This is a genomic window from Adhaeribacter aerolatus (assembly GCF_007991635.1).
Taxonomy (GTDB): domain Bacteria; phylum Bacteroidota; class Bacteroidia; order Cytophagales; family Hymenobacteraceae; genus Adhaeribacter; species Adhaeribacter aerolatus.
The window spans coordinates 17,226-43,223 of record NZ_BJYS01000029.1; the positions used below are offsets into that span (position 1 = coordinate 17,226).

The following is a 25,998-nucleotide window of genomic DNA, read 5'->3' on the forward strand; positions in this document are numbered from 1 at the left end:
CTCTTAGATTATTATATAGTATGCAAGCCTAATAAATAATCAAATAAAATCATTTACTTGCAGGTGCCATATATCGGAAATGAACTGCTTATTAAGCTGTAGGAGAATTATGCAAAAATTAGACCAGAGAGACTGAAACTTAGCTGGGATTTACAAGAGCAATTAACCGTCGGGAGTCGGTTACAGCGTGGCCGCCAATATCGTTATCGAAATAAATATAGACCGCTTTGCCTTCGGCGTTCCAGGTGCGGGCGGCTTCGGCCCAATTGTTTAAAACTTCGTCGGAGTAGCTGCCGTTATATTTGCCTATTGGGCCGTGGAGCCGGATGTAAACAAAATTGGCGGTGGCGATAATCGGCGACAGGTGCTGCTCTAAATCGTAAATACAGAAAGCGGCATTGTATTGCCGCAGTAAATCGTACACCGGCTCGTTGTACCAGGTGTGGTCGCGGAACTCGAAGGTGTATAACAAACCAGTGGGTAGGGCTTGTAAAAATTGGCGGAAACGCTCCAGATCGCAATGCCAGCGGGGAGGCAGTTGAAACAGGATAGGCCCCAGTTTTTCTTCTAAAGCGGTTACGTTTTGCAGAAAGTTAGCTAAAGAAGCTTGCGGGTCTTTCAGCTTTTTCATGTGGGTAATAAACCGGCTGGCTTTTACCGTAAACACAAAATTATCAGGTACTGACTGGCGCCAGTTGGCAAAGGTTTCGGCAGAAGGCAGGCGGTAAAAAGAATTATTTATTTCAACCGTATTATAGAAGGTCAGGTAATATTGGAGGTAATCCTGTTGCTTCATACCATCGGGATAAAACAAGCCTCTCCAGTGCTTATAATGCCAACCCGATGTTCCAATGTAAATCCCGCTCAATGTTTAGCTTATATCTTAATATATTTTTAGACTAATTAATTTGGGGAGGTTGATGCTTTTATCGGAATAAAATGAACCTACACTATCCTTTTTACATCCTGATCCAACCACTGTCATTCAGGAGGAAACTATTTGGCTACCTGCTACATAGGTTCCTTCTGAATGACAGTGGTGAGATCCTTTAAAGTTATTGTTTAACTGTTCATTATTAAAACGGATAGCCGACAGCTATGTGGAGTACCATGCTTTTACGTTCGGGGGGGAAAGTAAAGACGTAAGGGCTTGCCTGAATTGGATCGCGCACCGGAACACCTAAATCAAAACGGAGTACAAAGAACTCAGCGTCGATGCGCAAGCCGGCACCCGTGCCTACAGCTAACTGGCTCAAAGCTTTGCTGAAGATAAACTCTCCGCCAGGACGGTCGGCACTGGCCCGCGCCAGCCAAATATTACCGGCATCTACAAATACGGCGCCTTTCAGATACGGAATAATATCGAAGCGGTACTCGGCGTTTGCTTCAAATTTTATGTCACCGGTCTGGTCAAAAAAGCCATTGCTGGCGTTATCTTGTAGGTTGGGGTCGGTGGTAACCGAGTAAGTGCCCGGACCAACTTCGCGGGGCCGGAAAGCGCGGATGCTGTTAGAGCCGCCAATAAAGAATTGCTTGATGTACGGTAAGGTTTCGGAATTTTTATAAGGTATACCGGCGCCAATAATAATACGGGAAGCCAAACGGCTGCCGCGCGTAAGTTGCTGGTAATAACGTCCTTCCAGGGCCAAACGGGAATATTGCGAAAAAGGCTGTTTTACAAAAGTATTTGGAATTTCGGTTTGCCGCTGAATTTTAGAAGTAAACAGGCTGAGTAAGTTGCCCGATAAATCAATATTAGCATTAAAGAAAAAATCGTTTCTGTGCTGCTGCTGGTTCTGGGTGTTATATGTGAAATTATACATAGAACCCACAATAAATTGCTCCTCGAAGCTGCGGCGCAGGAAAAGGTTTTCATTTAATCTCTCCTGAAATTCCGGTCCTACCTTAGACAAGCGCGCAAATTGCAGGTTTACCGGCGTAATTTCGTGGGTAATCCGCGATTTTGGTCGCCACACATAGCCGTAGGTAGCGTTGTAGGCATTCATCTGGTAAAAAGTTACGCGGTTTATGTAGCTGTAGCCCAGCGTAAAACGGGTTTTAGGTACAAATTCAGACCGCAGGTTATGCATTTTAAACGGCGTCATGAAACGCGGCACATCCAACTGGGCCTGGGTGCCAAAGGTAAAGGAGTTAATACCGCTTTTGGTTTCACTGGTTCCAGTATCGGTACCGCTCCGGCCCTTATTCCCGCCTACTTGTGATTCCTGGTTGATGTTGAAATTTATCTGTAGTTGTTCGGCGCCACGCATTAAGTTACGGTGGCGATAGCGGGCATTAAAGCCCGGCCCGGCAAAGCCGTTGGTCTTCGTAACCATTTCAAATTCTGCCCGCATCGATTGCAACCGCGAAGGCGTTAACCGAATATTTACGTTCAGGGCTTGCGCCAGGCTGTCGCTGTCGCGTAGCTGCAGATCTACAAACCGGAACAAGCCTAAGCCCATGAGGCGGCTGACGGTAAGCGCGTGGTCGCGGCGGCTATAAAGGCTGTCTTTTTCCAGGAAAACGGACGGCAGCAAATGTTTAGCTTTCAGCGATTTTTCATCGGGGTAATAATGGTAACCTTGTACCCGCACCGGCGGATTCGAGTAAGCTGTACTATCGAGCCGCAAAGTATAATTGGTATAAATCCTGATGTCGCCTAACTTGTAAGGTACTAAGGCTTTCGCGGGTGCTTCGGGCTTGATGGTAGGGTAAATATTTACGGTATAATTATTCTGGGTAGTATCTACCTTATACAGAATAAGGTCCGGATCGAAATAAAAATAGCCTTTGTTTTTCAGGTCGGCGTCGACACGAACCCGCTCGGCCGTAAACGTAGCCAGGTTATAATTATCGCCCACTTTTAATAAACTGGCTTCCCGCGAGGCGGCTATATCGCGGTAAATCGGACCGAGAGAATCGCTGGCGGCAGGATAAATAATGCTGCTAATGGTGTAGGGCTTGGCTACCTGAGCGATGTAGGTAACACTTACGGTTTTATCTTTTACGTTTTCTTTATATCCCACTGTAGAGTTAAAATAACCGGCGTTGTTTAAGCGGTTTACCATTAAAGCGGTAATATGGGTGTTGTTCACCGAATCGTAAAAGACCGGCTCTTCGCCTAAATTGTTTTTGATAAAACTGCGCAAACCTTTTTTCTTTTTGGGGGTGCCAGCCAGGTTATAAAAGAACAAGCCGGGGCGGATGCCGAAAAAAGAAGTATTGGGTTTGGGCGTAATGGTAGCAGCCAACTGGGTAGATAAAGCACTTTCGTCCTTTATTTTTTCCTTCGATTCCAGTTTAACGGTAGCGCCGGTGTATAAGCGCTTGCCTTCGGGCAGCTTGCTGGTGCCACTGCAGCCACTTAAGTAAAAAAGGCAAAAGATACTTAAAACCGACAAAGCCAGTTTTGGGTAAGTAAGCCGGCGTGTTTCTAGGTTAAGGCGTAAGCCAATCATGTTTATGCGGTAAAATTTAATTCTGAACAAGCGGTTCTATTTCGTTTTTATTACGGTTGCCTTTTCGGGTTTTTCCCAGGTTTTTAAACATATCGGAAAGATTATCGAAGTTGCGGGTAAAGACAAGCGCCAGGCCGGTTTCCTGTACTTCAGTTTCGGCCAGGTCTTCGTAAGAATTTTGTTTAAAGCCCCGCACGCGCAAACGGCCGTTAGGCGTAATCAGGTACTCTACGGATAAATTTCCGGCAAAGCCACTGTTGCCACTCTGGGAGCTTTTCCCTTCAATACCCACATCGGTACCTACCCGCACTACCAGCCGGTTGTTCAGGAATTCCTTGTTCAGGGCCACGTTTAAATCCGTGCGGTTTTGTCCCGTGCCGGTAGAAGAAAAATCCTGATAGGAGTTTAAGCCTAATTCCAGACCCAAGCCGCCTAAATATTGCCCGGTAAGTTTATTTAATTGGTCGCTGAGTAACGCGCTAACACTGGAGCGGGCCGTAGAAGCCAGCGAACCGCCGCCTGCCGATTGCAGTGGATCGGTACCCATAAATCGTCCTAGTACTATCAGCGAAAAAGCTTGCCGGTTAACTTCGGAAGGGTCTTGCCGGATTTGTTGTAACCGGTTATAAGCTAAATTGCCAAACTCGGTCCGGCGTTCGTTCTCCGGTAATTCCACATCAAATGAAATATCAGGCTTCAGCATGTCGCCTTTTAAGTTAATCAATACCTGAAAAGGTAACTGGTTGCGCGACTGGTTACGGGCTAGTTCAGATTCGAGTTGGGCTTCTATTAATTCGGTAGGCGCGGTTTTTACGTTGTAGATGGCCTTGATATCCAAATCGGCTACAAGCGGATCGCCGGCCCAGGTAATGCTGCTGCCGCGGGCAATTTCGAATTCGCGCTGGGCTAAACCGTAAAAGTGGAGCTTGTATTTACCGCTGGTTACTACGTAGCGACCACTCAGGCTAATATTACCATCGTCATCCATGCCGGTATTCAGCTCACCCCTACCTCGAATCTCAATAAAGTCACCGGTAGCTTCGTCCATTACTACGGTAAACGGAATATCATCCGATACATCAATAACCGCACTAATATTATAGCCGAGCAATCCGGTTTGGGTTAAGGTATCGCGTTTTTGCAGTTCGGCTAAACGGGCAGCCAACGTATCGCTCATATCTACAAACTGCGTAATGCCTTCGTGTTCTACCATGCCGGCCGCCGTAGACGGAATTACCATGGTCATGGCCGAGCCTTCGATTACTTTTATGCGGCCGGTGATTTCCGGTTGATTTTCTTCGCCGGCAATTTTAGCGTTGGTGTCCAGGATTAATTTGCCATAATAAAGCGGGTTATCTTCGGCGGTGGAGTTCATTACCACAAAATTATTAGTGGTTACATCCAGCGCGAAGCGGTAGTTCAGGTAATCGCGGGTAAATACCGTACCGTTTACCACGGCCTTGTTATTCACCGAATCGAGCAATGTAAAGTTAGAGAAGTTGATACCGCGTTCATCAAAGGTCATGGTTTCGTTGGCGAGGCGGAACGGGGAACCCAACATAGTAGGCACAAAAGTAGCGTTGGCAAAAGTAGCCTGCCCCCGAATATTGGGTTGCGCCAGGCTGCCTGTAATATTTAAACGGCCAACCAAAGAGCCCGACATATCTTCTAACTGGCCCATTGTGAAACCTTGGAAAGCTGCCAAGTTGATATTAGTAATATCAGCCGTGAGGTTTAAGGCATTGTCGGTGGTTTGGGCTACGTAATACCCGTTTACGGTTAAGTTGTTGCCATTGCCGGCCAAAGTAGCCAATACATTGTAGCGGTCGCCGGGGGCGGTGCTGGCCTGCAAACCAATATCACCAATCAGGTTTTTCTGGAAAGCAAAGTTTTTAACAGTTAAATCGGAGGTAAAGCCCAGTTTGGTGGTAATATCGCGCAAGGTAATATTGCCGTTAATCGAGCCGTTTATTAAGCTGTCGTTGCGTTCAATGGCCCGCGAAATATTGGTGAGGTCGAAATTGCCAAACGTAATTTGTAGCGGCGCATTGGTACGGCTGGCGCCCAAACTAGTTATCGCCAACGAATTGCCGCCTTGCTCCAGCCGAATATTGTTCGCGTAGATAGAACCGGTGTTATAATATTGCAGGTAATTATCGGGCGTTACATTCCAGGGCTCACCGTTAAATATTACATCGCCGGGCGTAAACTTAAACTGGTAGGCGTTTTGCAGCGAATTTAACAAGCCACCCAAGGCAAACCGTTCTTTCCCGTTATCTTCCGAAATAGCTAAGCGCACTTTTAAATTATCATCCTGCGCATAGCCGCCCAATTTCAGGTTTTTCACCAGCAAAGTAGTATCCGATATTTCGTTCAGGGTTACGGCGTAGTCCAATTTATCCGCATCGCCGTTCAGGCGTATTTGCAAACTATCGAGGTTATAGGTGGTGTACACAATGCGCGGCAAATAACCGTTTACCTGCAGGTTCTGGCTGGCTTGTGTATAAGAGCCTGACACAACACCCGGACCAAATTTTTTCAGTTCGGGAATTAAACCGGAGGTTAATAAATCGGTGCGCCGGAAACGGAAGTCGAAGTTAAAATCGTCGAGGTTAATATTGGCCGGAAACGGCTCATCCTGAATATTAAAGTAAGAATCTATTTTCTTGGAAAAAGCGGTAGCTAAATCTTCGGCGCTGTTCTCACCCCGGAAAAAACCATTCATTAAATCGGAACGCAGCGTAATATCGGTGCGGCCTACCTGGTTAGCCAGGCGCACAAACATCGTATCGAGTTGATACGTTTTGGCGCCCTGCCGGATGTTGAGTTGCCCCGCATCGAAAGTGCCGTTCAACGTATTCAGCGAAGCACCGCGCATATCGGCTACTACTTTGCCTTGCAGGCGCAGCGGCTGCCCGTAAAAATTCAGGGCTTGTAAGTTGGCTTCGTCCAGGTTTAGGGTAAAATTATAGCTCGGCTCGGCGTTGCGCAGGTTAACTGCCCCATCAAAGTTGAAAGCCAGGTTATTGTCTTTCATGTTTACCGTACCGTCAAATAAATTCCGGTCGGCGGTGCCTTTAATGGCAATATTATTATAGGTGTAATTATTGTAAAATACCGATTGCACCGTGGCATCAATGTCGGCCCGCATGGTTTCGGGGGTTAAGCCGGTACCGTTAACACGGGCATCGGCGGTAAGCTTACCCATGGTGGTATCCTTCATTATTTTACCTAAATCCAACCCATCCAGACTTACGGTGCCGTTGTAGCGTTCGCCGGGCTGCATGCGCAGGTTAGCAGTGGCATTACCAAACGAAGTAGTAATTACCGGAGTGGCAGTAAAATTCTCTAACGAGCCGGTAAAGCCTCCTTTCAGGGCCATGCGATCGGGCAACTGAATGGTGGCCGGAATAAGGTCTTTGGGTAATAAATTTTGAATATCCCGGCGGGTGGTCGAGAAATTCTGAATATTCAGGTTAGCGTAAAGGTTATCGGGATTAGTAAGATTGCGGATGGTACCGCTGGCCTGCAAGTTGGTACCTGGTGCGGCGGTAATCCGCAGATTTTGCAGCTCCAGGTTTTCCATGCCCCCGTTAATACCGCCACTAGCCGTAATCCGTTCCGGAATGCGGTAACCTGCCGGTAAAGTACCGGGCGGCAAGAAAGCCATTACATCGGCCCTCGCTACGGTAAAGCGGTTAATATCTAAGTTAAGCCGGGTTTTATTTACCTCGGGCAAACCCGTAATGGTACCACTGGCATTTACGGCAGTACCATTTAAACCAGCCATTTGCAAGCGTTCAATCCGTAAATTATCTACGCGGCCGGTAACGCGGCCATCCACGTAGAGCGGCTTGTTCAAAATGCTCCGGAACGAAGGGTTATCGGCTAAAGTTGGCTGGAAGTACAGTAAATCACGGAAACCGATTTTAGAATTAGCCATGTCGGCATTAATGGTCAGTCGGTTAATATTATCGGCAATGGTGGCTAAAGAAGGGTAGCCAATGGCCAGGTGCCGCCGGATAATGCTCTCGCCGGTTTCCAGGTTCAGGTTAGCCATTTGGGCCTGCGTAGAGTCTACCGTAATATCGGTGGTGAAATTTTTCACCAGAAAACCACTTTTTTCTTTCAGGCTCATTTTGTTCAGGTCGGCGGCCATGCGATCTACGCTGTAATAAATATTATCAGCGTTGAGGGTAATATTTGAGAAATCGAGGTGGTTAAAGTCCATGCCTCGTTTCAGTTCGGGCGTGTTGTAATTGCCAAACTGCACATTCAGCCCCGCTACATCCAGGTTCTTCAAACTCATGGCCCAATTAACCGGCTCACCTTCTTTTTTCTCAACGGCTTCGTCCAGGTTTTCGGCGGTCCGGACCGGGTTAATAGCCAGCGAATCGCCGGGGGCATATTTGTCCTGGAAGTATGCCGCCGACGTGTTGCGGAGCGTAAAGGAATTTAAATCTATTTTGGCGTTAGGTATATCAATATTGCCGGGTTCGAGTTCGGTGCGGCCGACATTTAATAAGATACGCTGCAACGCAACCGTATTCTGATAATTCAGCTTAATATTTTCTAAGGTTACCTTCCCCATCCCAAACTGCATGGTCAGCGGTTTGGCTTCGGTGGTATCGGGTGGGGCCGCTTTGGTTTGTATAATATTGGCGTAGCTGTTTTTCAGGTTGATGTCGTTCAGGCGGTAAATTTCCTTTTCCAGGTTCAGCTCGTTCATGCTAGCCTTTAGGGTGCCAATGCGGCTCCGGACGTTGTTGCCGTAAATCTGGTCGGTCATGGTGAAGAAAATATTCTCCAGCTCGATATTGCCAATATTATAGGTAAAAGGTGCGGCGGTGGTATCTACGGGTTGGGCCGTAGCTGTATCGGTAGCAAAGGCGTTCAGCACAAAATCGTAATTGGTGGTGCTGTCGGGCATAAAGGTTTTAATGTGCGCCGTGGCATTGCGCAGCGAAACCGAGCTGATATTAATTTCGCTGTTCAGCAACGAAAAGAAATTAATATCCAAGCCCAGGCGACCGGCATACAGCAAGGTGTCCCGTTGCTGGTCTTCCATGTAAAAGTCTTCCAGCACAAAGCTGTTCCGAAAGTCGGTTTTAACGCGGCCTATTTTTACTTCGGTTTTTAATTTATCTGATAGCCAAGCCGTGCCTTTATCGGCCAGGAAATTCTGGGTGGCGGTAAATTGTAAGGCAATTATTACCAGCAAAACCAAAAGCAAGGGTATCCCGATAATCCACAAGAGGACTTTCAGGACGGTACGGCCCGTCGATTTTTTGGCAGGAGTTGATTCTGTTGTCAAGGGGGTATAATAAGTAAAAAGTACTTCCGGATTGTATTACGTGATATCGCGGTTAAAGTGAACAAGCCGGGGGGTAAAATTTGTATAAAATTTATAGCCTAATTGTATTATCATTAAAAAAGCCAGCAGTTGGCTGGCTTTTATTTATTCATTTTAGCATATATTCGGGTTTGCCGGGCAAGTACCGGGGCACTTATTTAGCCTGGTCGCGGTAAACCTTTAAAAGGCGCTCGGCTGCTTTTAACTCACTCTTTTTGGCATCTAATAAATCTCGCTCCCGCTTATACAGTTGTTCGGCTTCATCGGTGCGGCGCTTTTGGGCTTCCAGTTCCTGCTCCAGGTAATCTACCTGTTGCTGTTGGGCAATAACATTGGGGTCGTTGGAGGCCGACCCGCCGGTTAGGGCTGAGCAGCTAAATAGGAAAGGCAACAGTAGAATTAGTAGGCCAGTTAGCTTTTTGGAGGGTAATATATTTATAATCATTCCTTTAGGTATTTTAATATAGCTTTATTTACGGCCTGACCAGATTTTTAGTTGTAAAATGGACTGTATAATCGCCGGACATACCATAATTTTCACCGGCAGGCTGGCAAAACGTAAATATGCCCGTAAACCAGTTAGCTATAATGCCTAAAAAAAGCCAGCATGAAAGCTGGCTTTAATTAAATAAATAATTACCAATTCTGATGCCCGGTATCTTCGTCCAGGTGGCTCATCTGGTTATCCAGGCTGGCGATTTCCTGGTCAATTTCTTTTAATTCCTGCTGTACCTCTTTCAGGTTCTTTTTCTTGGTCATTACGCTGTTCATGAGTTCCATTTTACGGTTCATATAGCGCATTTTATCGCTCATCATCTGCATCTGAATGGTCATGGCATCGGCTTCGGCCGCGTTTACCATGGTGGCCATACCCCCAGCCCGGTTAGTACCGGTTCTTTCAAAAACACCGCTGGTACCGTTACCCCCGCCGGTACTGCTGCTCTTTTTGGTTTTCATGGTTTTGGTAGATTTCGTAGCCTTTTTGTTTAAGCCCTGACTCGCGTTGTTGGTACCGGCCTGAGTAGAAGTGGCATTGTTTTCCGGGTTGCCGGGGTTACCTTGGTTTAACTGGTCATCGGCCCGGGTAGGAGCACCCACGGCACTCTCGGTACGGGTAGCCGAACCCGCTTTCTTAGAAGTGGTAGTTTTGGTGCTGGATTGTTTGGTTTCTTTGGTGGTAGTACCGCTGCTCTGGCCAAAGCTTGCATAGGAACAAAACACAAAGGCTACTGCCGGTATTATTTTCAGAAAATTTTTCATCGCTCTAAACTTTTTAGTTAAACATAAGGATTTGCCGGGTTCCGGTTATCGGCCGTGGAAAAGACAATATTTCAATCTTTTTTTTCTCTTCCCGCAGATGCACGCCTGTTCGCCCGGCTTAAGTGGTATGGTCCCTGCCTGTTTAGCAGGAGGTTAAGTAAGGTTATATTTACGTGCGGTAAACTTTTCCGGATAGAAAAATAAAGGGAATTTGATAGGATAGGTATAAAAAAGCAGCGACGACCCAGGCAGGTTGAAGAATATTTATTCCTTACTATTCAGATAGTTGAAATAAATTTCTATAATTTAAGAGAACACAGGCAACCGTTCCGGAAAAGTATCCGTGCTGGGGGCGCAAACAACATAAACGCGTGGGGGAAATTAGCAATACTGATTTGCTGAACCTGGTACAGGCCTGTATCAGGGAGGACAGGGAATCTCAGAAAAAGCTGTATAAGCTTTTTTATGGCTATGCCATGAGCATTTGCCTGCGGTATTCCCAAACCCGTGAAGAGGCGACGGAGGTGTTGAATGATGGTTTTTTAAAAATTTTTACAAAAGTGAGCAAGTACAATCCGGAAAAGTCTTTTAAGGGCTGGGTACGGCGAATAATGATAAACACGGCGCTGGATAATTACCGGCATAATTTAAAACATTATTACGCCCACGATGTGACAGAGCTGGAACCGGACACTACTATCCAGAGTGTAGAAGCCCAACTGGGCTACGAGGACCTGATTCGGCTGGTACAGGAATTATCGCCGGCTTACCGAACGGTTTTTAACCTGTATGTAATAGATGGCTATACCCACGAAGAAATAGCCGAGATCTTGTCGATTTCGGTGGGAACGTCTAAATCAAATTTATCGAAGGCCCGCGCCAATTTGCAGGCCCGTTTAAAAAAAAGTTTAAAGGATGAGTACCGAAAATATGCCTGAAGAAGAATTAGACGACCTTTTCCGGCGGGCGGCTTCGGGACATCATCCGGAATTTGACCCGGAAGCCTGGCAGGCGATGGAGAAGAAGCTGGATGCCCAGTTTGGGGCGCCTGCGCCGGCTGCTAAAACCAACTGGCGGCGGTGGAGCGGGCTGATATTACTCCTTTTACTTACCGGCATCGGGGTTTGGGTAGGTTATAACCAGTTAGATAGAAATAACACAACAACCGGAACAGAGCCGCCGGTTCTTGCCGCAAATAAAGAAACTAACGAGCCAGCAATCCTGAACCCGCCTGCACCCGCAAAGACGGAAGGCATTAATATTAATCCGATTGCTCCGGATAAAGTTGCAACCGCAGAAACCATAGAGAATAGTAGCGGCTCAACAACAGCGCTCAGTCAGCCAAATTTACAGACTACTGATGTACCAACTAATCGTTTGGCAGGTAATGAAACGGAAATAAAGCATAGCCAAAGACAAAGGCCAGGTTCGGGTAAACAGGTTTCCCGGTTTTCGGCTAAGCCGGCCAACCACAACCGGAACGGTAGTTTACTACCGGCTAACCCGGCGGCGGCTAACGAAGCAGAGGTGCACCAAAATATTAATACCGCCGATAAAACCGATAACCAACTTACAACCGGAGAAGTTAAGCAGCCTTTAAATATCTCCGTACCAGCCGCTGATTCGGCAACGGAAAAAATAGCAGAAACTAAAATAGCAGAAGCAGATAAACCTGCGGTTGTTGATAGCAGCCAGGCTAAAACAGAATCGACCCAACGTTTCAGCGATAGCGCCGCCACTAACAAACGCGGCAAACTGCTGGCCTTAAACCGGTTCACGATAAGCGTAATGGCTGCCCCCGATTTAAGTACAGTGGGCTTTGCCAACCCCGGCGGCATTAGTACCAATGCGGGGTTAATGCTGGGTTACAGTTTAAACCGTAAATGGAGCCTGGCTACCGGTATCGTAAAGGCCCGCAAAATTTACGATGCCAAACCCGACGATTACGGTAGTGCTGGTTATTGGTACAACCGCCACAAGCCCGATGCTATTTCGGCGGTTTGCCAGGTAATAGATATTCCGGTAAATATTGGGTATAACATCTGGCAAAAAGAAAAATCGGTGGTTTCGGTGCAAACCGGTTTATCGAGCTACCTGATGCTGAATGAAGAATATGCCTACGAATACAAGCCTTACGGCGGCAAAAAAGGGTATACCAGCTATTACGAAATAAATAATAAAAACCGGCACTTGTTCAGCATTTACAACCTGTCGGGGCGCTACAGCCGCTTTCTGAGCCCGAGTGTAATAGCTGGCGTGGAGCCTTTTGTAAAAGTACCGCTGGCCGGGGTGGGCGCGGGTAAAGTAAAACTGGCTAGTGCAGGCGTTTTCTTCTCGCTGAGTTACCGGTATCCGCAATAAACAGTTGCCTCTTATGCTTTTTAAGCCTGCGTTCCGGCAGACTTCGGATATTTATTCCTCAAATATTTTAGAATTGCTGTTTTAATATAGATAGTGAACTATGAAAAAGTACTTGCCCGGATTGCTACTGCTGCTCGTAATGGCCTGCACCAACGAGAACGAAGAAGAACTGTACGGAGATAAAGAAAGCACCTGCCAGGTAACCAGTGCTACCTATCTGACGGATGTAAAACCTATTCTGCAGCGTGCGTGCTACGCCTGCCATGCTTCCAATATTCAAACAGCCGGCGTAATACTGGACACGTACGAAGGCGTGAAGAAACAAGCCCAGGGTGATTTGCTGGCCGTTATTAACCACGAACCGGGCCACCCGCCCATGCCGCAAGGCGGTGCCAAATTACCGGCCTGCGACATTGCCAGAATTCGCAAGTGGGTAGAAACCGGTACGCTTAACAATTAAATTTTTAGCTTATGAAATGGATATCAGGATTGCTCCTATTTTGGCTGACCATTTGCGCCGGCCACGCCCAAAGCCGCTATTTCACCCGTACCGGTAGTATTTCTTTTTTCTCCGAAGAAGTACTCGAAAATATTGAGGCCCATAACAAGCAGGTTTCTTCTTTTCTGGATGTAAGTACCGGAGATCTCGTTTTTTCCGTTCCCATGAAAGCATTCCAGTTCCGGAAATCTTTAATGCAGGAACATTTCAACGAAAACTATATCGAGTCGCATAAGTACCCGAAGAGTACGTTTAAGGGCAATATTCAGAACATGCAAGCTGTAAACCTGCAGCAGGATGGTACTTATAAAGTAAAAGTAAACGGCCAGCTAACCATTCACGGCGTTACCAAACCCATCGATGCCGATGGTACCCTGGAGGTAAAAGGCGGTCGCATCGGTGCGAAATCCGTCATTAACGTCAAGCCCGAAGATTACAATATTCAGATCCCGCTCCTGGTGCGGGGTCACATTGCCGAAATTATCCAGGTTACTATTGATTTGCTGTACGAGCCTTACCAGGCCAATGCTGCCAAACAGCCTTGATTATAAACCCCCTGCTTATGAAAAGGATATACCAGTTTATTCTCGCCTCTTTTTTGTTGTTGCCCTTCAGTGCGGCGGCCCAAGACGACCTGCTGGCCTTAGCCGATGCTGATAGCGCGGTTACCTCGGATTTTACCACGGCTACGTTTAAAACTACCCGCATCATTAATGGCCACTCGGTGCAAACCATACCGGGTAAAGAATTGCTTTTTATGATTTCGCACCGGTTTGGCACCTTAGATGGCGGGGCTTATAATTTCTTTGGTTTGGATGCGGCTACCATCCGGCTGGCTTTGGAATACGGCTTAACCGACCGGTTTTCGGTGGGCGTTGGGCGCAGCTCGCTGGAAAAAACGTACGATGGCTATTTAAAATATAAACTGTTGCGGCAAAAAGAGGGTACCTGGGCAGCGCCTGTTACGGTAACCGGTTTTGCCAGCACCGCCATTACTACCCTGCGGTACGATAATGCCGAAAAAAACGAAGATTTCTCTTCGCGGCTGGCTTATACGTACCAGTTACTTATTGCCCGTAAGTTTAACGACCGGTTCTCGCTGCAACTCTCCCCTACCTTGGTGCACCGCAACCTGGTAACCACCACCCGCGACGAAAACAACGTGTATGCCATTGGGGCCGGCAGCCGCTATAAGCTAACCAAGCGCACCTCTTTTAACGCCGAATATTTTTACCTGCTGCCCGGCGCTACCGCCGACGATTATATTAATTCCTTTTCCTTAGGCTTTGATATTGAAACCGGGGGGCACGTATTTCAACTGCACCTAACCAACGCCCAGGGCATGATCGAGAAATTCTTTATTCCACAAACCGCCGGTAAGTGGGGCGATGGCGGCATATATTTTGGCTTTAATATTTCGCGGGTTTTCTCTTTTGATAAAGACAAGAAAGTAGAAAAGAAATGGTAAAACCAAATGCCCTTCATACATGAATGCTTTTCCGGGAAAATGCTGGCTTAGTTTTAACAGAAAAGCGGCTGGTTATGTTAAATATTCCGGCCGCTTTTCTATAAAAGGTAGTTATGGCAGAAAATTCTTTAAAAGCGGCTGGTACTCTTTATGCCGCCGCACATAGGCCGATACGGCCGGGCACGAAGCAATTACTTTTAGTTTTTGTTCTTTTGCATAATTCAGGCCGGCTTCGATGAGTTGGTTCGCCACGCCCTCGTTGCGGTAATCTTCCGGTACAAAGGTATGCTGAAAGTCGATGACCTCCTCTTCGGGTAAGGCATACGCCAGCTCGGCCTGGTCGTCGTCTAACTGAACGGTAAATTCCTGCGCTTCTTTATCGTGATTTATCTTAATATCCATTGTTATAGTTTTTTACATAGCTACGGATGTACGGGAGGGCGCGAACAGGGTTGAACAATTCGGAGTTTTACCAATTTTTTAGTTGTTAAGGCTTAAGGCCGCTGCTAGGAAAAAATTAAGCCAGGCTAACCCAAAAAAGTTAACTGAAGAACATCCTGGTTATATAGCCTGAGCGCCGGAATTAAACGCGCTTACCGTAAAGTTATTTTTAAGAGCCGGGCTTTTCTCAAAAGCTGGTTCGCCGAGAAATTATTTAAATAAACTGTTGTAACCACTGTTTGGCGGCTTGGTCGTCCGTAAAACTCTTCATCGGAATTGGTGGTGGTTTTAAGGCAAACAGTAAATTCATAATAAGTTTGGAAAGTCCGGGTTTGGCCACCATGGCCATTGCCGAATAAATAGTGGGTAACTGTTCGGTTGAAAACTTCCGGGTTTCTTTATCCGGAACAGGAGAATCGGTCAGATAAATTAATAATGGGTGTTTTTGATTATTCGTAATTTGTTTTACCAAAGCCACATTCCCTTTTATGTTTTCAACGGTACGTTTGGGGCTTTTAGAAAGAGAAACCAATATACCCGCCTCAAACCAATACGTCGCTATTTCCCCCTCAAAAATTTGTCTGTCTTTTGGTATAATCATTTACGCTCGAGTTAATTTACGTCTGTTTAGTTTAACCACTTGCGCTAACGCTCAACAGCTTTATGCGCAGGCAGTAAACCAAAGGCTATTGCCACACTTCTGTTTAGTAGTTTATCCGTTTTTTGCAGATGAAAGATAATTAGCCGGCTGCTCTTTACAAAATGGATGTTGACGGATTTGTGCTGCTGCGCTACCCCGTTGGCGTTGCAACTAAGTTATTGCTAATTTGTATGGCGGGGCTTTTTATCCCCGGTACTTTATCTTTTCAAGGTATATCTTAGATAGATTTGCAATAATCTTTGGTTTAGAGGTATTCCGTGGCGCTGGCAAAGATTACCCGAACCGGTGTTATTGGCTTAGAATAATCTAGTTTAGCAGCAGTGCAGGCGGGCTAAATAATGGAATTTATTTTCAGACAAATTGTTAATATCTAATCTTTTATCTTTTAAGATGAAAAATTATTAACAAACGAGAATAATTATTTATAAATATTTACTACCATGCTTGTCTTTATGGATAACCTGATATAATTTTACAATCCTGAATGATTAAGGCATTTCTGAAATATCTGCTGCCCTTGTGCATAGTCCTGTTAGCCTTTCTGGGCCAACTGACAGCGCATGCGCCTACCGATAGTGCTTATCTTTCTCCTGTTAATCAGCTTAAACGTTCTGTACAGGCCAGCCTGGCCCTGGGACAGCCCGAATATTCCTTTTTAATTAAGGCTACCGATTCCGATACCCGGAAAGGCAGTAAAATTGTTGCTACCGTTGAAAAGGAGGCCGAGGAAGTAGAATCTAGCTCTGCTAAAAAATTTTTGGAGAGCAGTACCTTCTTTACGGCTGTTTTATCCGGCCAAATATTCGCGTATCTTTTTAAATCCCTCGAAAAATATTTAGCTTTTTGTAAGAGCTATTCTAGTTTCTCATCGCACAGATGGTATCTCCTATTCCGGGTTTTCCGGATTTGATTTAATTTTCCCCGCAGGTAATATCCTATTGCCGGCCTTCCCTATTGCTGACTTGTTGGTTTTTATACAGCGGCATCTATAAGCATTTGTGCTAAAAAGATGCCCCAGGGTGCATTTTTATCTTCCCTCTAAAAATCAGGCAAGCCATTCCCATTCCAGGTTTCTGGTTATAATCTTTAAACAAGCCAGGCAACGGCGTTTGCCTAAACTTACACTTAATTTCTACGGCCCGGCACCCCAAATAAGAAGCAAATGGGTGCAGCCGTGTATCGCACTGTTCGCCTTTTAAATCATTTTATATAATCAAATTAGTTATGAAGAGAATATCCATTCTCATGGGTTTGTTTGCTTTGTTGTGGCATACAAGCTGCCAATCGGAAAAAGTAAAAAAAGAAGAGGAAACTAAGTTTTTAGTAACCAGCCCTCTAAAAAAAGACACCTTAATTACGAAGGAATACGTCAGCCAAATTCGCGCCATTAGTCATATTGAGGTAAGAGCCCTGGAAAAGGGGTACTTAGAGAAAATCTTTGTAGACGAAGGGCAATCTATTAAAAAAGGGCAATTGATGTTCCAGATTATGCCCACCATGTACCAGGCTGAACTACAAAAAGCACAGGCCGAAGCTAGTTTTGCCCAGATTGAATACCAGAATACCAGTTCGTTAGCCGCCAGCAACGTGGTAGCGCCCAACGAACTGGCCATGGCAAAGGCCAAACTAAACAAGGCGAAGGCAGAAGTTTCTTTAGCCAAAGTGCATTTAGGATTTACCCAAATCAGAGCGCCTTTCGACGGCATTATGGACCATTTCCAGGTACGGTTAGGTAGTTTGGTAGACGAAGGCGATTTGCTGACAACTCTATCCGACAACAGCCAGATGTGGGTTTATTTTAATGTGCCGGAAGCCGAATACCTGGACTATAAAACCACTCTGAAAAACAATAATATGACCCAGGTAAAACTCTTAATGGCCAACCACCAGGTATTTGAGTACCCGGGAAAGGTACAAACCATTGAAGCCGACTTTAACAACGAAACAGGAAATATTGCCTTCCGGGCAGTTTTCCCCAACCCCAAAGGGCTGTTGCGGCACGGCGAAACCGGTAATATTTTAATGGAAGTGCCGATGAAAAATGCGTTGCTTATTCCGCAGAAAGCCACCTTCGAAGTACTGGACAAAAAGTACGTGTACGTGGTAGACAAAGACAATGTAATACGGTCGCGGGAAATTTCGGTAGCCGCCGAGTTGCCGCACATTTTTGTAGTGGATAAAGGCCTGGCCGAAAGAGACAAGATTTTGCTGGAAGGCTTACGACTGGTTCGGGAAAACGAAAAAATCCATACCAAATTCGTGGCACCTCGCAAAGTTATGTCTGGATTAGAATTATATGCCGAATAGTAGAGTATTAAAGAGCAACAGACATGTTTAGTAAGTTTATACATCGGCCCGTATTCGCTATTGTAATATCGGTCATGATTATTTTTGTAGGTGGCCTGGCGATTAAGAAGTTGCCCATTTCGCAATTTCCGGATATTGCCCCCACTACTGTTAATATTTTTATTGCCTATCCCGGTTCCAGTGCCGATGTTTTGGTGCAATCTACGCTCATTACCCTGGAACAGGCTATAAATGGTGTGGAGGGAATGCGGTACATCGCCTCGGATGCCACCAGCGCCGGTGAGGCTACCCTTCGGATTATTTTTGAACCGGGCACCGACCCCAACGATGCGGTTATCCGGGTGAAAACCCGGGTAGACCAGGTAATGCCGCTTTTGCCCGAATTGGTGCAACGGGAAGGGGTGGTAATTACGCCCATTCAGCCCAGTATGTTGATGTACGTTAATCTCTATTCTAAGGAAGAGAGTATGGACGAAAAGTTCCTGTTCAACTACGCCACCGTGAAGATGATTCCGGAAATACAACGGATTAAAGGGGTAGCCCGGGCCCAGATATTAGGTAGCCGCCGGTACGCCATGCGCGTTTGGCTAAACCCGGACCGGATGCGGGCCTATAAAATATCGGTTGAGGAAGTAATGGAGGCTTTAGCTGAGCAAAGTATTATTGGCCGCCCCGGCCGGATTGGCCAAAGCTCCGGTATAGCCGCCCAGTCTTTGGAATACGTGCTTACCTACAAAGGCCGGTACAACAAACCCGAAGAGTACGAAAGTATTATTATCCGGGCCAATGCCGAAGGAGAAAGCATCCGCCTGAAAGATATTGGTACCGTTGAATTAGGCAGTGAATTCTTTGATATTTACTCGAACCTGGATGGCCACCCGTCGGCCGCTATTGTATTAAAGCAGAACTACGGCAGTAATGCCAGCGATGTAATTGCTGAAGTAAAAACCCAACTCGAAGAGATGAAAGCCTCTTTCCCGCCGGGCATGGATTATAAAATCAGCTACGACGTTTCTCAATTCCTGGATGCTTCTATCGATCAGGTGCTGCATACCTTACGCGACGCGTTTATTTTGGTAGCTATTGTGGTTTTCATCTTCCTCGGCGACTGGCGTTCTACCTTAATTCCTATTCTGGCGGTGCCGGTATCGTTAATCGGGGCGTTTTTTGTGATTCAGTTCTTTGGGCTATCCATTAACCTGATTACCTTATTCGCGCTGGTATTGGCCATTGGTATTGTGGTAGATAATGCGATTGTGGTGGTAGAAGCCGTGCACGCCAAAATGGAAGAAACAAATCTTTCGCCTTACAAGGCTACCATAGAAGTACTGCGGGAAATCGGGGGCGCTATTATTGCCATCACGCTAGTAATGACCGCCGTATTTGTGCCCCTTGTATTTATGTCCGGCCCGGTGGGTATTTTCTACCGGCAGTTCTCTATTACCATGGCAAGTTCCATTATCATTTCGGCCGTAATCGCGCTTACGCTCACCCCGGTACTGTGCGCCATGTTATTAAAAAATAATCATGGCAAACCCAAGAAGAAGAATATCCTCTCCCGGGGGCTCGATGGCTTTAACCGCGGTTTCGAGAAACTCACCGGCCGGTACGTAGGCTTATTAAGATCCATCGTGACCAGAAGAGTGCTTACTTTCGGAATATTACTGGCTTTCGGGGTGGGAATATTCTTCGAAAATAAAATTCTGCCGGCCGGCTTTATTCCGAACGAAGACCAGGGCACCATTTATGCCATTATTCAAACGCCACCGGGTTCTACCCTGGAAACCACCAACCAGGTTTCGCAACGGCTGCAGAAAGTCTGCGAAGAAGTAGAGGGGGTAGAATCGGTATCTTCGCTGGCCGGTTACGAAATCATGACCGAAGGTCGGGGTTCCAATGCCGGTACCTGTTTGATTAACTTAAAAAGCTGGTCAAACCGCCACCACACCGTGAAAGAAATCATGGAAGAATTAGAAGAAAAATCGAGAGGCTTGGGAGCCGTTATTGAATTCTTCGAACCACCGGCCATTCCGGGCTTTGGTTCTTCCGGCGGTTTTTCGATGCGTTTATTAGACAAAAATTCCAGTACGGACTATCATGAGTTCGATAAGATAAACAAGGAGTTCATGGATAATTTAGGCAAGCGGAAAGAGCTTTCGGGCTTGTTTACCTTTTTCGCCGCCAATTATCCGCAGTACGAACTGGAGATAGACAATAATCTGGCCATGCAAAAAGGCGTGTCTATTGGCAAAGCCATGGAAAACCTGAATATTTTAATTGGCAGTACCTACGAACAAGGGTTCATTAAATTTAACCAGTTTTTTAAAGTTTACGTGCAGTCCGATCCCCAGTTCAGAAGGTTGCCATCGGATGTTTTAAAGCTGTTTGTTAAGAATGAAGCCGGGGAAATGGTGCCTTACTCGTCGTTTATGAAGCTGAGGAAAACGCAGGGCCCCAACGAAGTTACCCGTTTCAACCTGTATAATTCAGCTTCTATCCAGGGGCTGCCGGCCAAGGGTTATACCACCGCCGATGCCATCCAGGCCGTGCAGGAAGTTGCCACCCAGACTTTGCCCAAAGGGTACGACATTGCCTGGGAAGGCCTTTCTTACGACGAATCTATCCGGGGAAATGAATCGCTTTACGTGTTCCTGATTGTGCTGTTGTTTGTTTACCTGGTGTTGGCGGCGCAGTACGAGAGCTTTATTATTCCGTTGGCCGTCGTGTTCTCGCTGCCGGTGGGGGTATTTGGTTCGTTTTTATTGCTGAAGCTGATGGGACTAGAAAACAATATTTATGCCCAGGTTGGTCTTATCATGCTCGTCGGGTTATTGGGTAAAAATGCTGTGCTTATCGTTGAGTTTGCCGTACAAAAACGTCAGCAGGGCGCTTCTATCCGCGAAGCCGCCATTGAAGGGGCCCGGGTGCGTTTCCGGCCTATCTTAATGACCTCGTTTGCTTTTGTGGCCGGTTTAATACCGTTAATTGTGGCAACCGGGGCCGGGGCGATTGGTAACCGGACGATTGGTGCATCGGCGTTGGGTGGTATGTTATTCGGGACCATTTTCGGGGTTATCATCATCCCGGGCTTGTACTACATATTCGCCAGTCTGGCCGATGGTCGTCACCTGATTAGAGATGAACACGAAACGCCGCTGACCGAAGAGTATGTTTATGCCACAGACAGTTTTCCCCAACCTGTAGAAATTGAAGATAATGTTCGTTAATAAAGTAAAAAATTGGGTGGGGATAATACTGGTTGCCCTAACCTATACCGCCTGTACCGTACCCGCGGTGGTACAAAAAACCGAGAATAAGCAAGTGCCTGCGCGTTACAACAACGCGCAGGATACCACCAATACCGCCCGCCTCCGGTGGAAGGAATATTTTACCGACCCGAACCTGGCGGCCCTGATTGATACGGCTCTGCAACACAACCAGGAGCTGAATATTACCCTGCAGGAAATTGAAATTGCCCGCAATGAAGTTCGGGCCCGGAAGGGGGAATATTTGCCTTTTGTAGGCGTAAGAGCCGGGGCCGGCCTGGAAAAAGCACCCCGTTACACCCATATTGGCGCCAGCGAAGCAACCACCGATATAGAGCCGGGCAAAGAAATGCCCGAACCGCTGCCGGATTTTGTGGGTGGCTTCTTTGCCCGCTGGGAAGTAGATATCTGGCACAAGCTGCGGACGGCCCGGAAAGCTGCCGTATCAAGGTATTTAGCGTCGGTGGAAGGAAAAAACTTCATGACCACTAACCTGATTGCCGAAATAGCCAATTCCTATTTCGAGTTGCTGGCCCTCGACAGCCAACTGGATATTGTCAGGCAAAATATGGAGATTCAGAATAATGCCTTACGCATTGTGAAGCTGCAGAAAGAAGCCACGCGGGTAACGGAACTGGCGGTGCGCCGGTTTGAAGCCCAGGTACTGAATACCCAGAACCGGCAGTACGCCATTCAGCAGCAGATTACCGAAACCGAGAACCGGATTAATTTCCTGTTGGGCCGGTATCCGCAGCCCATTGCCCGGAACAGCCAGGGTTTTGATAACCTGGTGCCCCAGGTAGTACAGGCTGGTATACCGGCGCAGTTACTGGCTAACCGGCCGGATATCCGGCAGGCCGAACAGGAACTAACCGCCGCTAAACTGGATGTACAGGTGGCCCGCGCCAACTTTTATCCTTCGCTGGGTATTTCGGCCGGGCTGGGCCTGCAGGCTTTTAACCCGGCCTACCTGGCTAATTTTCCGGAATCTTTACTGGCAACCCTGACGGCCGATGTGGCCGGGCCTTTGATAAACAAGAACGCGATAAAAGCAACTTATTACAGCGCCAATGCCCAGCAGATTCAGGCCGTTTACAATTACGAACGGACCATTTTAAATGCTTACCTGGAAGTGGCCAATCAGATATCGAACATCAGCAACCTGGAGAAAAGCTATGATACCAAATCGCGGGAGGTACAGGCGCTCACGCAGTCGGTTGATATTTCCAATCGTTTGTTTATGTCAGCCCGCGCCGATTACATGGAAGTGTTGCTGACCCAACGGGAAGCCCTGGAATCGCGGTTCGACCTGGTTGAAACCAAAATGCAGCAATTGAATGCCACGGTGAATATTTACCGGGCATTGGGTGGTGGCTGGCAGTAGGAGGTTGTCTTAGAATGGGAAAGCCATTTTACCTAATGGGTAAAATGGCTTTTTTGTTTGGTGGGTTATAGGAATCGTATAACGGTTCAGGTATCTCCGAAGGCGGGTAATTTCAGCACTACCGCTTAAAAGGATTACAAAAATTGAATTACCGCCGTCAGCCCAAGAGTATTGCGGCAGCCCCACTATTGGCAATACCATGTTACCTGCCGTTTTTTTTCTGCTTTGAAGACATTATTTCTAATTGATGCTCTCGTTTTTTTATACCTTCTTTTGTGCCAATAGTTTGACCAATTTCCGTAATTAAATAGTTGAATTTCCAATTGCCTTTGTTAGTCAAAATGAATTGGGCTTTTGCTATTTTCACATTTTTACTTAGACTATCAATCTCATCTCGGATGGCTTCTAATTTTTTCTCACGCAGTCCCTTCAAAACCAGTTTTTCATCTCTTGTCCTTGCAATCAATTCGATGTGTGGCTTGCCTGGTAAATCAAAAACGATTGTTACTGGTCTTGCTTTAGGGACACATCTATAAAATAATTCTTTTAAGGACTTTTCTACAAAAGATGATAGTTTCTTTGCTTCCTCAACTGCTTTGTTAGTTATAGCATCAGCAACTTTTTCACCCAGCTTTTTGGCAGTTGGTTTTAATATTTGATACAGGATGCCAGCAGTAGCAAACTTGAAAATAATTTCAGGATCAGGAATTTCTGATTTACGCCCATGAAAATTAATCTTAGGGGTAAAATTAGGATTTGCTTTTAGGCTGTCGGAAAAATTCTTTGCTTCAAGAAATGAGTTAAAGTTATGCGGGTCTATTGAAATGGAATTTTCAAGACTTTCTTCTTGTTCAACTTCAGCAAATTGAAATGCATTGTCAAAGTATTGGATGATGTAATTGTCGTGCCAATCTACGGCATCTGTATTTTCATATTCTACAATATCCGCTTCAACATAGAAATCTCCATCTTTTTCTAATAGTTCTGCATTTTCAAGTCTGCCCCTTGGAGGAAAATCCCTTCTATGATCCACTCCCAATCTAATCATCTTATCTGTGCAATTAATAGAGTTTACCATTTGCTCTAAAGCTTGCTTGGTCATCATATCTCCATGTCTGTCAACATGTGAAGATGAAATTATTGCTCTATATCGTTTTGGAGTCGTCATAAAATGAAAGGTAACGGCTAGTTTAAACGACTGCAAGCCCATCGGCCGAGGCTGCCGTTTTTACCATGTTGACAGTAGTTATTCCTCTTCGGTGGTTATTCCGGAATCGCTCATAGTATTTGGACTAATAGTAGTGGCAGTAATTATTGTCGCATTTTCTGTAGATTCTGTTCGTTCTCTCAAATAATCTTCAAGTTGCTTATTTCTGTAAGATACAGGTCCTCCTATAGAAGAATTGGTTAAGTTTTCAGTGAGAGCTGCTACTACTTCTTGTTTTACCGGAGTAGCAAGATTTTTGAATGTTTTCCATTCATTAGCTATGTTTTGAATTAAATGAATGGGATATCTCGTAATGTAGAATGTACCGTCCGTTTTGACAAGATAAACGGTTGGTCTGATCCCACTATTTAATTCTACAACCTTTAATTCTTTTATATCTAAGCATTTAAGCAATTCTTCCCATGAAATGTCAGACAAAAGGATTTCTTGGATGTTTGGATGAATGAAATTATTAAGGAAATCAATAAGCCGCCTGTATCGCAAAACCCCTCTACCAACCTCTTTAGCTTGCCCAACGGAAATGCTTGATAGTATTAGAGACTTAATATCTTTCAATTCCTCAGAAAATGCATCAAGCCTTCGTGACTCAGATTTCATTATCCTCTGCTCAAACAATAATCTTTGAAAAAGAGCTGACCATTGTTTCCTGAGATATTCTTCGATGTCTGCTAGCCTGCTGAATTCAACTAAACTGTTATTTTTGGAGCGAAGTCGCAAAAAGTTTATGAACTCAAAGATAAATACGGCTGACTCCTTCTTTTCAATAGAGGGGAACTCCAGAGAATCTAAAATTCCTTTATCCTTATTCTTTTCATAGAATAAATGATCATGTAAGACTTTGCTGTCTATGAAAGTAAATATGGGAATACTCGACTCTATCGCTTTGAATATTTCAAGCTGCGTTATTGAAATCTTATTAGGCGCTTCTAATATTTTATTCCCCTTTGACATGCTTTTCAAGCTGTCAATGTCTAAAGAATTTACCGCTTTAGGTATTGCTGTTCCTCCAAAACGGGATCCTATTATTAATATTACTACATCGGCATTGGCGATTTCTTTGATGCAACTTTCGTGTGTATGACTTCTCGGATCAAATAATACATCATTATAATCACTCATTACAGGCTCGTGTCCTAATGCTTGTAAGGAAGCTCTTAACTGCCCTCTTACAATATTCAAATCATAACAAGTTGAAGAAACAAAAACTTTTAAAAGTGCCATAATGTAAATTTATAGTTACTGCCAACGGCCTCGTGTTAGCGGCGGCCTTAGGCCGAAGATGCTGTTTACCCTTTATTGCCCTCTATGGTGCGGAAGTTACTTCCGTGCCTTGCTGAACCTACAACTTAATTAAAATTTATTATCCTTAATAATTAATATTAAAATAAATATATAATATAATTATTAGGACCGTTGCCCTTATCGCAAAGTCACGGAAGTAACTTCCGCGCCATAGTAGTGTTCGCCTTGAAAGTCATTGGTGTTTATTCAAACTGTTCAACAATCAAACACAAACCAGCAGAGGTGATTTCTTAATTTCTGGTCATCCAGGACAAGTTCCCGAATAGCCTCCGGTAGTTGGTTGCGTTGCCATTCCCCTTCTTTTCGTCCCATTTCATCCTGCTCCTTTTCTGCCACAGACGCCTTTACTGCCCGGATGGCGTAGGCCGCGGCACCCAGTTCATGGGCCGCCACGTGCGCTACCGCCACAGCTTGTCCGGTGGCCAGGGCCGCAAACTTAGCGGCATCCGGCAAGCCTTTGGCCGCCGCATTGGCCGTAAAAGCCGCCTGGTGCGCTACCTTCATGGGTATCTCCCCTTTTACCCAAGCCCGGGTTAATGCGATGGCGTTTCTCGGCCTTTTATCTTCCGGGTTGACTTGCTCAAACAGGTGCAGTACGTGTTCGGCACAAGTAGCCGCCCATAAGGCCAGTAAGCGGTGGTTGGTATCGGTTAGCGTTCCGCCGCGTCTTATCGTTATAAATCTGGGGTCTCTTTCTTGCGGTAATATCATGGGCCAACCATTTATTTTAGAGATAAATGCGTAATGGCTAATAAACCCAAAAATCCACGTAGGTTCATCATTATTTTATAAAGATTAAAAGTATCCCGGATCTCCTCAGAGAATAACTACACTGTGAACGTACCTTCTCCGTGGACTCCTGAATTAGGCAAATTATCCTGCTTTTCCCGATTGCCGGCTTTTCAGCTTATATCCGGCACAAGCGGGTTTAGAATTGTTAAAAACGGTAAAATTACGTATCTTGTAGGGTTTGTAAAGTTTTAACTTACCCCCTTAAACCGGGATTTATA

19 protein-coding genes are annotated in these 25,998 nt (G+C 45.8%); 9 read left to right on the top strand and 10 right to left on the bottom strand.

Annotated elements, in window-relative coordinates:
- Positions 1 to 139: 139 nt before the first annotated feature.
- The 5 genes from AAE02nite_RS18175 to AAE02nite_RS18195 all read right to left on the bottom strand — a co-directional run bounded on the left by AAE02nite_RS18175 (position 140) and on the right by AAE02nite_RS18195 (position 10,071).
- A complete protein-coding gene (locus AAE02nite_RS18175) occupies positions 140 to 868 on the bottom strand; it encodes a DUF72 domain-containing protein (protein ID WP_503826135.1) in 729 nt (242 codons plus the stop codon).
- Between the two features lie 208 nt (positions 869 to 1,076).
- Entirely contained in the window at positions 1,077 to 3,488 is a 2,412-nt protein-coding gene (tamL, locus tag AAE02nite_RS18180; protein WP_146901015.1) for a translocation and assembly module lipoprotein TamL, read from the bottom strand.
- Complete coding sequence (locus tag AAE02nite_RS18185; RefSeq protein WP_146901018.1) at positions 3,475 to 8,772, bottom strand: translocation/assembly module TamB; 5,298 nt, start codon at positions 8,770 to 8,772, stop codon at positions 3,475 to 3,477. The genes tamL and AAE02nite_RS18185 overlap by 14 nt, the downstream gene beginning before the upstream one ends.
- Before the next feature lie 193 nt (positions 8,773 to 8,965).
- The gene (locus tag AAE02nite_RS18190) at positions 8,966 to 9,256 is read right to left on the bottom strand and encodes a hypothetical protein (protein ID WP_146901021.1); all 291 of its coding nucleotides are present in this window, start codon (positions 9,254 to 9,256) and stop codon (positions 8,966 to 8,968) included.
- A 191-nt stretch (positions 9,257 to 9,447) separates the two neighbouring features.
- On the bottom strand, positions 9,448 to 10,071 hold the full coding sequence (locus AAE02nite_RS18195) for a hypothetical protein (RefSeq protein WP_146901024.1): 624 nt from the start codon (positions 10,069 to 10,071) through the stop codon (positions 9,448 to 9,450).
- Between the two features lie 371 nt (positions 10,072 to 10,442).
- Here AAE02nite_RS18195 and AAE02nite_RS18200 point away from each other — a divergent pair, with 371 nt between their 5' ends.
- The 5 genes from AAE02nite_RS18200 to AAE02nite_RS18220 all read left to right on the top strand — a co-directional run bounded on the left by AAE02nite_RS18200 (position 10,443) and on the right by AAE02nite_RS18220 (position 14,399).
- Positions 10,443 to 11,009: an RNA polymerase sigma factor gene (locus tag AAE02nite_RS18200; RefSeq protein WP_146901027.1), complete on the top strand. Its 567-nt coding sequence runs from the start codon at positions 10,443 to 10,445 to the stop codon at positions 11,007 to 11,009.
- Positions 10,987 to 12,432 (top strand): hypothetical protein, encoded by a 1,446-nt coding sequence (locus tag AAE02nite_RS18205; protein ID WP_146901030.1) that lies wholly within the window; start codon positions 10,987 to 10,989, stop codon positions 12,430 to 12,432. The genes AAE02nite_RS18200 and AAE02nite_RS18205 overlap by 23 nt, the downstream gene beginning before the upstream one ends.
- A gap of 100 nt (positions 12,433 to 12,532) precedes the next feature.
- Entirely contained in the window at positions 12,533 to 12,892 is a 360-nt protein-coding gene (locus AAE02nite_RS18210; RefSeq protein ID WP_146901033.1) for a hypothetical protein, read from the top strand.
- An 11-nt stretch (positions 12,893 to 12,903) separates the two neighbouring features.
- The gene (locus tag AAE02nite_RS18215; RefSeq protein WP_146901037.1) at positions 12,904 to 13,476 is read left to right on the top strand and encodes a YceI family protein; all 573 of its coding nucleotides are present in this window, start codon (positions 12,904 to 12,906) and stop codon (positions 13,474 to 13,476) included.
- A gap of 17 nt (positions 13,477 to 13,493) precedes the next feature.
- Positions 13,494 to 14,399: a DUF5777 family beta-barrel protein gene (locus AAE02nite_RS18220; protein ID WP_146901040.1), complete on the top strand. Its 906-nt coding sequence runs from the start codon at positions 13,494 to 13,496 to the stop codon at positions 14,397 to 14,399.
- Positions 14,400 to 14,510: 111 nt separating this feature from the next.
- Here AAE02nite_RS18220 and AAE02nite_RS18225 read toward each other — a convergent pair whose 3' ends face one another.
- Complete coding sequence (locus AAE02nite_RS18225) at positions 14,511 to 14,801, bottom strand: GNAT family N-acetyltransferase (protein WP_146901044.1); 291 nt, start codon at positions 14,799 to 14,801, stop codon at positions 14,511 to 14,513.
- Positions 14,802 to 15,054: 253 nt separating this feature from the next.
- Positions 15,055 to 15,441, bottom strand: a complete 387-nt coding sequence (locus AAE02nite_RS18230) for a DUF7793 family protein (RefSeq protein WP_146901047.1) — start codon at positions 15,439 to 15,441, stop codon at positions 15,055 to 15,057.
- A gap of 544 nt (positions 15,442 to 15,985) precedes the next feature.
- Here AAE02nite_RS18230 and AAE02nite_RS18235 point away from each other — a divergent pair.
- The 4 genes from AAE02nite_RS18235 to AAE02nite_RS18250 all read left to right on the top strand — a co-directional run bounded on the left by AAE02nite_RS18235 (position 15,986) and on the right by AAE02nite_RS18250 (position 22,458).
- A complete protein-coding gene (locus AAE02nite_RS18235) occupies positions 15,986 to 16,411 on the top strand; it encodes a hypothetical protein (protein ID WP_146901051.1) in 426 nt (141 codons plus the stop codon).
- Between the two features lie 314 nt (positions 16,412 to 16,725).
- A complete protein-coding gene (locus tag AAE02nite_RS18240; RefSeq protein WP_146901054.1) occupies positions 16,726 to 17,808 on the top strand; it encodes an efflux RND transporter periplasmic adaptor subunit in 1,083 nt (360 codons plus the stop codon).
- Between the two features lie 23 nt (positions 17,809 to 17,831).
- On the top strand, positions 17,832 to 21,035 hold the full coding sequence (locus AAE02nite_RS18245; protein WP_146901057.1) for an efflux RND transporter permease subunit: 3,204 nt from the start codon (positions 17,832 to 17,834) through the stop codon (positions 21,033 to 21,035).
- Positions 21,025 to 22,458 carry a TolC family protein gene (locus AAE02nite_RS18250; RefSeq protein WP_146901060.1) on the top strand — a complete coding sequence of 478 codons (1,434 nt, stop codon included), beginning with the start codon at positions 21,025 to 21,027 and terminating at the stop codon, positions 22,456 to 22,458. The genes AAE02nite_RS18245 and AAE02nite_RS18250 overlap by 11 nt, the downstream gene beginning before the upstream one ends.
- A gap of 202 nt (positions 22,459 to 22,660) precedes the next feature.
- Here the strand turns inward: AAE02nite_RS18250 and AAE02nite_RS18255 are convergent, their stop codons facing one another.
- The 3 genes from AAE02nite_RS18255 to AAE02nite_RS18265 form a co-directional block, all read right to left on the bottom strand.
- Positions 22,661 to 23,563, bottom strand: a complete 903-nt coding sequence (locus AAE02nite_RS18255; RefSeq protein WP_170252639.1) for a hypothetical protein — start codon at positions 23,561 to 23,563, stop codon at positions 22,661 to 22,663.
- A gap of 141 nt (positions 23,564 to 23,704) precedes the next feature.
- A complete protein-coding gene (locus tag AAE02nite_RS18260; RefSeq protein ID WP_146901066.1) occupies positions 23,705 to 24,907 on the bottom strand; it encodes a DUF4062 domain-containing protein in 1,203 nt (400 codons plus the stop codon).
- A gap of 276 nt (positions 24,908 to 25,183) precedes the next feature.
- Positions 25,184 to 25,699, bottom strand: coding sequence for a putative immunity protein (locus AAE02nite_RS18265; RefSeq protein ID WP_146901069.1), 516 nt, complete (start codon positions 25,697 to 25,699; stop codon positions 25,184 to 25,186).
- Positions 25,700 to 25,998 lie beyond the last annotated feature (299 nt).